Here is a 9,639-nt window from a genome sequence, read left to right as displayed (position 1 = left end):
TCGTCGTGAGACGTCGTACTGGATGGCTTGACCAACAGGTAGATAGAGCCCAGGGCGATCATCACGATGAGCAGTAGCGGGAAGGCACGTGGCCCGACCGGCTCGTAGGAGAACGGCGCGTGGTAACTCCAGGCCATCAGCGCGAGGCCGATGCACAGCAGCAGGCTGACGCCGGCAAAGATACGCTCTTGCATGGGGTGCTCCAGGGGGAGAGCCAGGCCCTCCCGGAAGGTTTATTCGACCAGCCCGAACTCGCGGCCCAGCTCGCGGTACTCGGCAACCTGCTTTTTCACCAGGGCTTGCAGCTCATCGCCGCTCACGTACATCGGCAGCACGTCACGGTCGACCATGTAGCGCTCGAAATCGGGCGAGGCTTCGAGCTTGGCGAACGACTCACGCCACCACTGCACCTGCTCCTTGGGCACGTCCGGGCCGACGAAATAGCCGCGGATCAGCGGCCACTGAATCTCATAACCCTGCTCGCGGGCGGTCGGGATTTCGGCCAGCTCGCCCGGCAGGCGTTCTTCGCTGAATACCGCCAGGGTGCGGATGTTGTTGCCCTGCTGAGAGGCGATTTCGCTGGCGCTGCCGGTTACCAGGTCGACGTGCTTGCCCATCAGCGCCATGTAGTGCTCGGAACCGCCTTCGAACGCGGCGTAGCGCAGCTCGCGCGGGTTGATGCCGGCGGCCGTGGCGAGCAGGGCGATCTTCACCCAGCCCTGGCCACCGATGCTGCCGCCACCGCCGACGACGATGCTTTTCGGGTCCTTCTTCAGTGCCTTGACCACGTCGTCGAGATTCTTGTACGGCGAGTCGTCACGTACCGCCAGGGTGCCGTAATCGGTGCCGATGGTGGTCAGCCACTGCACGGCGTTCTCGTCGAAACGGCCGTATTTGCCCAGCGCCAGATTGAGTAGCGAGGCGCCGGAGAAGGCCACCAGGGTGCCGGGCTCGTTGCGCCGGTTGGCGACCACCGCGTTGTAGGCCACGGCGCCAATACCGCCGGGCATGTAAGTGACGCGCATCGGCGACTTGAGCACGTCGTTGTCCTTGAGGCCGGCCTGGGCCAGCTTGCAGGTCAGGTCGAAGCCGCCGCCCGGCTTGCTCGGCGCGATGCATTCCGGGCGATTGGGTTGCTCGGCATGGGCCTGCAGGCTGGTCAGCAGCACGGCGCCGGCGAGGGGCAGAAGAAGGCAATTTTTCAGCAGTTTCATCGGGTTTTTACCTGTATTGGAGTTATTGGTAGGTGGTTCGCCGTATCACCAGATCGGCAGGGCGTAGCTCAGAATCAAGCGGTTTTCATCCATTGCACGGGTGAAATTGGCGCGGTAGACCGCGTTGCGCCAGGTGACTTTGAGGTTCTTCAGCGGGCCTTCGCTGAAGGCGTAGGCGAGGTCGGTGTTGCGCTCCCACTCGTTGCCGGTGGTGCCGTTGGCCAGGTCGATGCCGCTGCCGCGCACGTAACGGGTCATGAAGGTCAGGCCGGGCAGGCCCACCTTGCTGAAGTCGTAGTCGTAGCGAGCCTGCCAGGAGCGTTCGTCAGGCCCGGCGAAGTCGTTGAGCTGCAGGAAGTTGGTCAGGTAGGGCGTGGCGCCGTTGACGTAGGTGAAGCCGTCGTCGCCGCGCATCTGCTGGTAGCCCACGCCCAGGGCATGGCCGGCCAGGCTGTAGGTGAACATGGCGTTGTACACCTGGTTGTCGATGTCGCCGGCGCGGGCCAGGCCGCTTTCACTGTTGTTGAAGTAGCGCAGGTCGGCTTTCAGCTTGCCTGGGCCGAGCGCCAGGGTGTGCTGCAAACCCAGGAAGTGCTGGCGATAGATGTCGCTGAGCTGGCCCTGGTGGTAGCTGAACTGAGTATTGGGGGTGAGCGCGTAGTCCAGGCCACCGAAGCGCAGATGATCGCTGCTGGGGCTGCCGCCGAAACGACCGTTCTTGTTGTTCAGCGCCAGGTCGTTGGAGCCGGAAACGTCGCGTTGCACCACGCGGGAAGTCTGCCCGAACGAGGCGGTCAGGCGCTCGATATCCTTGCTCTGCAGCTGCCAACCTTCGAAGGTTTGGGGCAGCAGGCGGCTGTTGCTGAACTGCAGGGTCGGCATCTTCGGCATCAGGGTGCCGGCTTTCAGCACGCTCTCGCTGATGCGTACCTTGGCGGTCAGGCCGAGCTTGCTGTAGTCGTCTTCGGGGCGCTGCTTGCTGTCGCGCGGCAGCAGGGCGGTACCGGAGCGGTCCGGCGATGAGTCGAGTTTGACGCCGAGCATGGCCAGGGCGTCGACACCGAAACCGACGGTGCCGCTGGTGTAGCCGGACTCCATGTTGAGGATGAAGCCCTGGGCCCATTCTTCGCGCTTGTTCTGCCCGGGACCGTCACGAAAGTCGCGGTTGAGGTAGAAGTTGCGCAGTTCCAGGTTGGCTTTGCTGTCTTCGACGAAGCCGTCGGCCAACGCCGTGCTGACGGCCAGCGGCAGGCTGGCCAGAACGGCAGCAGGGGCGACGCAGGCGTGAAACAGGTGCTTTGTTGTCATTGTTATCTACTCGTGGAGGCGGTGTTGGATGGCATCAGTTCCTGCGGGGCGTGCCTCGCGAGGTCTGCGGCGCATACACATCGCCTGCGAACAGGCGGCGTGCGGTGCGAATCAGCGAGGCCTGCATGGTTTGCGGGCGAGCGTCTTCGCCGGGCACCAGGGACACTTCGATCTCGCCACCCGGGTGCTCCAGGCGTACCAGCGCCGCGCCGGTGATGGGGGCGATGTCGAACGCCACGCTGCCGGGCAGGGCGCAGGCGCTGGCCAGGCCGATGGCGCCGGTGGCGGCGATCGAGCGATGACAGTTGTGCGGCATGAAGTAACGGGTCGACAGGCTGCCGCCCTGGCGCGGCGGGGCGAGCAGTACCGGCTTGGGGATCACCATCTGGCTGACGTCACCCAGGCCCATGGCGGCGCCGGCCTGCAGGCGAATGCGCTCCAGGCGTTCGAGCAGCGCCGTGTCGGCATCCAGTTCGGCCGGGGTTTCGTAGCCGCTCTTGCCCAGCGCGCCGGCATGCATGAGTACCATGGGCATGGCCATGTCGATGCAGGTGGCCTCGATGCCATCGAAGTGATCGCGCACCTTGCCGGTGGGCAGCAACTGGCCGGTCTTGGCGCCGGCGGCATCGAGGAACGTCAGCTTGATCGGCGCGGCGCTACCCGGCACGCCATCGATGCAGGTGTCGCCGTCATAGCGCACCTTGCCCTTGGGGGTTTGCACTTCCGAGTCGACCAGGGTGTTGGTGTTGAGGTTGCGGATACGCACCCGGGTGACCGGCGTGCTGACATTGACCAGGCCATGCTCGATGGCGAAAGGGCCAACGGCGCAGAGCATGTTGCCGCAGTTGGGCGCCGTATCCACCCGGCGCTGGTTGACCATGACCTGCACGAACAGGTAGTCGACATCGGCGTCGGGGTGCTCGGAGGTGCTGACGATCGCCACCTTGCTGGTCTGCGGGCTGCCGCCGCCAATCCCGTCGATTTCCAGCTCATGACCGGAGCCCATCAGGTTGAGGAGCAGCTCGTCGCGCTGGGCGATATCGGCAGGCAGATGGTTGGCCAGGAAGAACGGGCCACGAGAAGTGCCGCCGCGCATCAGCACGCAGGGAATGGATTGCATGATGTCTCCAGTGCAATAAATTTGCTTATTGTTGCTTTTGTTAAATGGTGATCAGCTTGCTTTGTTTTGTAAATTGCATATATTTCAGCCACTGATGCATTTATTGCATTAATGCGCGTGAGTTGATCCTGAGATGGGCGCAAGTCGCCCGATGCTGTTTAATGCACTAATCTGCTTCGTAAAATAAAAGTATCGATTGATAGGTTTCTTGCATGAATTACGAGCTCCAGGATCTGCGCGCCTTCGTCAAGATTGCCGAGTTCGGCAACTTCCATGAGGCCGCCAATGCCATCCACCTCTCGCAACCGGCGCTCACCCGGCGCATGCAGAAGCTGGAGGAAGGGCTGGGCACCCAACTGCTCGACCGCACCACGCGGCGGGTGAGCCTCACCGCGGTCGGCCGGGATTTCCTGCCCAAGGCCCGGCGCCTGCTCGACGATTTCGAGCGCTCCATCCTGGGCATTCGCGAGCTGGCCGAGCGTCAGTCCGGGCAGGTGACGCTGGCGTGCATCCCCACTGCAGCCTTCTATTTCCTGCCCACGGTGATCCGCGATTTCAATCGCCAGTACCCGAAGATCCGCATCCGCATTCTCGATCTCAGTGCCCACGAGGGCCTGGAAGCGGTGCTGCGCGGCGAGGCGGATTTCGGCATCAACATGCTCAGCGGCCAGCACGCCGAGATCGACTTCACGCCGCTGGTCAACGAGCCCTTCGTGCTGGCCTGCCGGCGCGATCACCCGTTGGCCGAGCAACCCCAGGTGGCCTGGCGTGAGTTGAGCGATTACCGGTTGATCGGCGTCGGTCGGCTGAGCGGCAACCGGGTACTGCTCGACCACGGCCTGGCCCATCTCGACTGGCGGCCCAGCTGGTTCTACGAAGTGCAGCATCTGTCCACGTCGCTGGGAATGGTCGAAGCCGGCCTGGGGATTGCTGCCATGCCGAGCCTGGCGATGCCGGCTGAGGACCATCCGATACTGGTGCAGCGCCCGCTGGTCGATCCCGTTATCAGCCGTACCCTGGGCCTGGTGCGGCGCCATGGCTCATCGCTGTCGCCTGCCGCGGAGCAGTTCGTCGAAACCCTGCTCAAGCAATGGCCCGGCTATACCGCCCTGGGGGCGGACAAGCAGCCCTAGGGACACCGCGGGTCCACCGGGTGGCCGCGGTGTTGCCAGGGTTGGGCAGGGAGTGGCTCGAGTCGGCTATCGCCAGACGGCGGCGGTTGCGCCAAAGCGGTCTTCCGCCTGTCGGCAGGGGCGAACGCCAGGCCGCTTCGGTCAGTCGGTTGCATATCAATCACCGACCGGAGCGAACGCGATGTCCATATCTGATAAACACGCCAGCAGTAACGTCCAGGGTTGGGAGCGCGCGCTTTCCATCGGCAGCGGCATCGCCATGGCCCGTGGCGGCCTCAGGCGTGGCGGCATACTCGGCCTGGCACGCGCGGCGTTTGGCGGTATGCTGGTGGCCCGCGGCCTGAGCGGCCACTGCCGCCTCAAGAGCATCATGGAAGACGCCCGTTCCATGCGCCCCGAGGTGGACCGCATCAGCGATACCGTGAGCCGCCTCGAAGGCGAAATCGCCGAACGGGTCAAACCGGTCGTCAAGAAGGTCAGCGACGGCGTCTGATCCGCTGCAATTGCCGACCGCCCCGCCTGCACGGGGCGGTTTCGTTTGTGCCATCGGCTAAGGAGACCCCATGAGCAACCCCTACAGCGCCACCGCCCCGACACCCGCCGAGGTGCAAGCGATGCCCGGCATGACCCTGCTCGAGTTCGGCACCGACTGGTGCGGCCATTGCCAGGCCGCCCAGCCGCTACTGACCAAGGTGTTGGCGGATTACCCGGAAGTACGCCACCTGAAAATCGAGGATGGCAGCGGTCGCCCGCTGGGCCGCTCGCTGCGCGTCAAACTGTGGCCGACCCTGGTGTTGCTGCGCGATGGCGTGGAGGTCACCCGGTTGGTGCGGCCCACCAGTACCAGCGTGATCGAGGAGGCATTGGAGCAACTGGTCGGCGAAGGTTGAGCTCGTCACTTTCCCTGAATTTTCCCGCTGCGGGGCGAGTCCACCCACTAGACCCACAGTGGAGACCATCATGAGCACATCCAAGCAATCTATGACGCCCCAGGAGATCGACGACATGCAGGATCGCATGGGCTCGATCGAGCAGCTCGACTTCAGCGATCGCCAGGACGAGCGGGAAGGGCGCATCGGTGACCGTCGCCCGGCCGACGAAGTGCAGCACGAATACCCGGAAGAACGCGTGCGCGAAGCCGGGCTGAGCGGCGGTGAAACCCTGGCGGAGGGCCGCCACGAAGATGGCGTGAGCCAGGACGACCTGAGCCCGGAAACACTGATCGACGACACCGGCGCGCGCTCCCCGCACGAGCGCGGCGACGACCAGCCGGCAGACCGCGACCTCAGCGTGGTCGGTGAGGGCGATATCGGCGCCGGGGAAGGCCTCGACGAAGCCGAGATGGCGCGTAGACGCCCCCTAGATGGCGTGCCGTGGGATGGCAAGCCGCAGCCCTGAGGCAATCAAAGGCATGGTCGCAACGGCCATGCCTTTTTCGTTTTGGCCAGCGGATGACCGATTGAGTTGACAGCCCTGCAATTGCAGGCTTACGTTTACGTAAAGGTAACTTTCGGTCGCGGCCACCCCATGAGCGTTTCCCACAGCATTTCCGATCTCGCCCAGGAACTGGGCGTCACCACCCGCACCATTCGCTTCTACGAGGAGCAGGGCATGCTTGCGCCCGAGCGCCGCGGCCAGGAGCGTATCTACAGCGCCCGCGACCGGGTGACCCTGATGCTGATCCTGCGCGGCAAGCGCATCGGCTTTTCCCTGGCCGAGTGCAAGGAGCTGATCGACCTCTACGACCCGGCGGGCGGCAACCGCAAGCAGCTCGACCACTTTCTGGAAAAGATCGCCGAGCGCCGCGAGCACCTGGCTCGCCAGCTGCTCGATATCCAGCAGATGCAGCGCGAGCTCGACACCGCCGAGCAGCGCTGCCGCAACGCCCTGAAGGACATTTCCGTGAGCGCCTGAACCGTCGAGCACCGACCCTTCGACGCTTCCAACAAGTACAACAATGGAGAGTCGTTACATGAGCACCCTGCCAGGCCTGAATTTCTTCCTCGGTGAGGAAATCGACATGCTGCGCGACGCGGTCGCCGGCTTCGCTGCCAAGGAAATCGCCCCGCGCGCCGCCGAGGCCGACCGCAGCGACCAGTTCCCCATGGATCTGTGGCGCAAGTTCGGTGACATGGGCCTGCTCGGCCTGACCGTCAGCGAAGAATATGGCGGCGCTGGCATGGGCTATCTGGCGCACATGGTCGCCATGGAGGAAATCTCCCGCGCTGCCGGTGGCATCGGCCTGTCCTACGGCGCCCATTCCAACCTCTGCGTGAACCAGATCAACCGCAACGGCAGCGAGGCGCAGAAGCGCCGCTTCCTGCCCAAGCTGATCAGCGGCGAGCATATCGGCGCCCTGGCGATGAGCGAGCCCAACGCCGGTTCCGACGTGGTGTCGATGAAGCTGCGCGCTGATCGCCAGGGTGACCATTACCTGCTCAACGGCAGCAAGATGTGGATCACCAACGGCCCGGATTGCGACGTGCTGGTGGTGTACGCCAAGACCGATCCGGCGGCGGGTGCAAAGGGCATGACCGCCTTCATCGTCGAGAAGGGCAGCAAGGGTTTCTCGGTGGCGCAGAAGCTCGACAAGCTCGGCATGCGTGGCTCGCACACTGGCGAGCTGGTGTTCCAGGATGTCGAAGTGCCCGCGGAAAACATCCTCGGCGGCCTTGGCGAAGGCGCGCGGGTGCTGATGAGTGGCCTGGATTACGAACGCGCGGTGCTCTCCGGCGGCCCGTTGGGTCTGATGCAGGCCGCCATGGACGTGGTGGTGCCCTATATCCACGACCGCAAGCAGTTCGGCCAGAGCATCGGCGAGTTTCAGCTGATCCAGGGCAAGCTTGCCGACATGTACACCACCCAGCAGGCCTGCCGCGCCTATCTCTATGCGGTCGGCAAGCAGCTCGATGCGCTGGGCAGCGAGCACGTGCGCCAGGTGCGCAAGGACTGCGCCGGGGTGATTCTCTACGCCGCCGAAAAGGCCACCTGGCTGGCCGGCGAGGCGATCCAGATTCTCGGCGGCAACGGCTATATCAACGAATTTCCGGTCGGCCGCCTGTGGCGCGACGCCAAGCTCTACGAGATCGGCGCCGGCACCAGTGAAATTCGCCGCATGCTGATCGGCCGCGAGCTGTTCAACGAAACGGCTTGATCAAAGCCCCTCGTTTTCCTGTTTCAGGATCACCTTTAAAACCGCAGGTAGTTTTTAAAGGTGTCCGCCAGTCGGAGCCGCGCCATGGCAACACTGCACACGCAATTGAATGTCCGCTCTGCCGAGTACGTGGCCAACCGCGAGGCGATGCTCGCCCAGGTCGAAGAACTGCGCACCGTGTTGGCGCGCACCCGCGAAGGCGGTGGTGCCAAGGCCCAGGAGCGGCATACCGGCAAGGGCAAGCTGCTGCCGCGCGAGCGCATCGATCGGCTGCTCGACCCCGGCTCGCCGTTTCTGGAAATCGGCGCGCTGGCCGCTTATCAGGTTTACGACGAAGAGGTCGCGGCCGCCGGGGTGATTGCCGGCATCGGTCGCATCGAGGGCGTCGAGTGTATGGTCATCGCCAACGATGCCACGGTGAAGGGCGGCAGTTACTACCCGCTGACCGTCAAGAAGCACCTGCGCGCCCAGGCCATCGCCTGTGAAAACCGCCTGCCGTGCCTCTACCTGGTGGATTCCGGCGGCGCCAACCTGCCACGTCAGGACGAGGTATTTCCGGACCGCGAGCACTTCGGGCGGATCTTCTTCAACCAGGCCAACATGAGCGCCCAGGGCATCGCCCAGATCGCCGTGGTGATGGGCTCGTGCACCGCCGGCGGTGCCTACGTGCCGGCGATGAGCGACGAGACCATCATGGTGCGCGAGCAGGCGACCATCTTTCTCGCTGGCCCACCGCTGGTGAAGGCCGCCACCGGCGAGGTGGTCAGCGCCGAGGAACTGGGCGGCGCCGACGTGCATTGCAAGACCAGCGGCGTGGCCGACCATTACGCCGAGAACGACGAGCACGCCCTGGCCCTGGCGCGGCGCTGCGTGGCCAACCTCAACTGGCGCAAGCACGGCCAGTTGCAGGTGCACACGCCAATTGCTCCGCGCCATGCCGCCGACGAGCTGTACGGGGTGATTCCCGCCGACGCCAAGCAGCCGTTCGACGTGCGCGAGGTGATCGCCCGGATCGTCGACGACTCGCAGTTCGATGAGTTCAAGGCGCTGTTCGGTACCACCCTGGTGTGTGGCTTCGCCCATCTCAATGGCTACCCGATCGCCATCCTGGCCAACAACGGCATCCTCTTCGCCGAGGCCGCCCAGAAGGGCGCGCATTTCATCGAACTGGCCTGCCAGCGCGGTATCCCGTTGCTGTTCTTGCAGAACATCACCGGCTTCATGGTCGGCAGGAAATACGAGGAGGGCGGGATCGCCAAGCACGGCGCCAAGCTGGTCACCGCGGTGGCCTGCGCCCGGGTGCCGAAGTTCACGGTGATCATCGGCGGTAGCTTTGGCGCCGGCAACTACGGCATGTGCGGCCGCGCCTATGACCCGCGTTTTCTGTGGATGTGGCCCAACGCCCGCATCGGCGTGATGGGCGCGCAGCAGGCCGCCGGGGTGCTGGTGCAGGTCAAGCACGAGCAGGCGCAGCGCGCCGGCCAGGTATTTTCCGCCGAAGACGAACAGCGCCTCAAACAGCCCATCGTCGAGCAGTACGAGCGCCAGGCCCACGCCTTCTATTCCAGCGCCCGGCTGTGGGACGACGGGGTGATCGACCCGGCACAAACCCGCGAGGTATTGGCCCTGGCGATTTCCGCCAGCCTCAATGCGCCCATCGAGCCGACGCGCTTCGGCGTGTTCCGCATGTAGCCCGGCCGAGGACAGACC

General features: G+C 64.6%; 11 protein-coding genes. 7 read left to right on the top strand and 4 right to left on the bottom strand.

The window, feature by feature from the left end; all coding sequences use genetic code 11:
* The 4 genes from QYS36_RS10010 to QYS36_RS09995 all read right to left on the bottom strand — a co-directional run.
* On the bottom strand, positions 1 to 194 hold a 194-nt coding region (locus QYS36_RS10010), incomplete at its 3' end, for a tripartite tricarboxylate transporter TctB family protein (protein WP_374990437.1).
* 39 nt (positions 195 to 233) lie between these two features.
* Complete coding sequence (locus QYS36_RS10005) at positions 234 to 1,214, bottom strand: tripartite tricarboxylate transporter substrate-binding protein (RefSeq protein ID WP_308839340.1); 981 nt, start codon at positions 1,212 to 1,214, stop codon at positions 234 to 236.
* 45 nt (positions 1,215 to 1,259) lie between these two features.
* Complete coding sequence (locus QYS36_RS10000; protein WP_308839339.1) at positions 1,260 to 2,522, bottom strand: OprD family porin; 1,263 nt, start codon at positions 2,520 to 2,522, stop codon at positions 1,260 to 1,262.
* 34 nt (positions 2,523 to 2,556) lie between these two features.
* Entirely contained in the window at positions 2,557 to 3,642 is a 1,086-nt protein-coding gene (locus QYS36_RS09995) for a 4-oxalomesaconate tautomerase (RefSeq protein ID WP_308839338.1), read from the bottom strand.
* Positions 3,643 to 3,854: 212 nt separating this feature from the next.
* Between QYS36_RS09995 and QYS36_RS09990 the strand changes: the two genes are divergently transcribed.
* From QYS36_RS09990 to QYS36_RS09960, 7 genes are all read left to right on the top strand, one after another.
* Positions 3,855 to 4,775 carry a LysR substrate-binding domain-containing protein gene (locus QYS36_RS09990; protein ID WP_308839337.1) on the top strand — a complete coding sequence of 307 codons (921 nt, stop codon included), beginning with the start codon at positions 3,855 to 3,857 and terminating at the stop codon, positions 4,773 to 4,775.
* A gap of 181 nt (positions 4,776 to 4,956) precedes the next feature.
* Entirely contained in the window at positions 4,957 to 5,268 is a 312-nt protein-coding gene (locus QYS36_RS09985; protein ID WP_308839336.1) for a YgaP-like transmembrane domain, read from the top strand.
* A gap of 70 nt (positions 5,269 to 5,338) precedes the next feature.
* Complete coding sequence (locus tag QYS36_RS09980) at positions 5,339 to 5,665, top strand: thioredoxin family protein (protein ID WP_308839335.1); 327 nt, start codon at positions 5,339 to 5,341, stop codon at positions 5,663 to 5,665.
* Between the two features lie 70 nt (positions 5,666 to 5,735).
* The gene (locus QYS36_RS09975) at positions 5,736 to 6,173 is read left to right on the top strand and encodes a phosphotransferase system, HPr-related protein (RefSeq protein ID WP_308839334.1); all 438 of its coding nucleotides are present in this window, start codon (positions 5,736 to 5,738) and stop codon (positions 6,171 to 6,173) included.
* 129 nt (positions 6,174 to 6,302) lie between these two features.
* Positions 6,303 to 6,689, top strand: a complete 387-nt coding sequence (locus QYS36_RS09970; RefSeq protein ID WP_027904680.1) for a MerR family DNA-binding transcriptional regulator — start codon at positions 6,303 to 6,305, stop codon at positions 6,687 to 6,689.
* A 58-nt stretch (positions 6,690 to 6,747) separates the two neighbouring features.
* Positions 6,748 to 7,929, top strand: a complete 1,182-nt coding sequence (locus QYS36_RS09965; protein ID WP_308839333.1) for an isovaleryl-CoA dehydrogenase — start codon at positions 6,748 to 6,750, stop codon at positions 7,927 to 7,929.
* Between the two features lie 84 nt (positions 7,930 to 8,013).
* A complete protein-coding gene (locus QYS36_RS09960; RefSeq protein WP_308839332.1) occupies positions 8,014 to 9,621 on the top strand; it encodes a carboxyl transferase domain-containing protein in 1,608 nt (535 codons plus the stop codon).
* The last annotated feature ends 18 nt before the right edge of the window (positions 9,622 to 9,639 follow it).

The sequence above is a fragment of the Pseudomonas sp. G34 genome (genome assembly GCF_031119625.1).
GTDB lineage: Bacteria > Pseudomonadota > Gammaproteobacteria > Pseudomonadales > Pseudomonadaceae > Aquipseudomonas.
The sequence above is the reverse complement of the archived record's forward strand: the minus strand, read 5'-3'. Positions and strand labels throughout refer to the sequence as shown.